Below are 1,150 nucleotides of genomic sequence, written 5' to 3' on the forward strand. Positions count from 1 at the left end.
GGGCGGGCGCCAGGCGGCGGCAGGGGTGGAGTGGAACTCAGTCGGAAGCGCGGGGCTCCAGCGCGGCGGCGATCCGCTTCAGGAGCCAGTCCTGGGCCTGCTCCGCGCGCAGGAAGAAGTGGTCGCCGGGCGTCACGTGCTTCTGGAACGCCCCCAGGGTGAGCGCACGCCACGCCTCCGACGCCTCCTGGGTGACGCGGTCGTCGGAGGCGCCGTGCATCACGGTGATGGGAAAGGCGAAGGGCGGCTCGGGCTGGTAGCGGTAGCCCTCCATCAACTTCAGGTCCGCGAGCATCATGGGCAGCAGCGCCCGAGCGAAGTCGGTATCCCGGCCCGCCATCATCCGCCCCTCGGCCGTGGCCAGCGCGATGTCGAGCAGCGGCTGGAGGGGCTCGCGTGTCCCCGGCGCGGGAACCCCGTCGAAGCCGGCCTCGCGGAAGCGCCGCTGGAGGCCGTCCAGGTAGGGCCCCGGAGCGAGGAAGGGCGCGCTGAACCCGCCCACGACGAGGTGTTGGGGCTGGGGCAGCCCGCGGGCGCGCAGCCGGCTCGCGAGGAGGTACGCGAGCAGCGCGCCAAGGCTGTGCCCGTAGAAGGCGAAGGGCAGGTCCAGGTGGGGCAGCAGCGCGGACTCGAGCTGGGGGAGCAGGGCGTCGAGCTGGTGGATGGGCGGCTCGTGGATGCGCGTCTCGCGTCCCGGCGACTGGACCGGCCACACCTCGATGTTCGCGGGCAGCCGCGCCCAGTCCCGGTAGAGCGAAGCCCCGCCGCCCCCGTAGGGGAAGCAGAACAGGCGCAGGGAGGGCCGGGGGCGGCGCACCACGTGGGTGAACCACGCGCCTGGCGAGGCGGTGACCACCGGCGTCGCGGTGGCCTGCTCCGGCGTGAGCTCCCGCAGCAAGGCGCGGGTGAGCTGCTCGATGCTCGGGCCTTCGAGCAGCAACTCCGCCGGGGGGCGCAGCGCCAGCCGCTCCTCGATGTCCCGCCGCAAGGCCAGTCCCGTGAGGGAGTCGAAGCCCAGGTCGCGCAGCGGAACACCGAGCGGAAGGGCGTTGCGGTCCATCTCGAGGTGATGCCCAGCGCGCCCGGCCAGGAACTCCATCACCCAGGCGCGCTGGGCGTCCGCGTCCAACCCGGCCAGGGGGCCCGGGGC

Annotated in this window: 1 protein-coding gene; it reads right to left on the reverse strand. The window is 74.0% G+C overall.

From position 1 onward, the window contains the following. Positions 1-37: 37 nt before the first annotated feature. The coding region (locus tag D7V97_RS43180) for a thioesterase domain-containing protein (RefSeq protein ID WP_147445269.1) at positions 38-1,150 on the reverse strand (1,113 nt) is incomplete at its 5' end.

The sequence above is a fragment of the Corallococcus sp. CA053C genome (genome assembly GCF_003611675.1).
Lineage (GTDB): Bacteria > Myxococcota > Myxococcia > Myxococcales > Myxococcaceae > Corallococcus.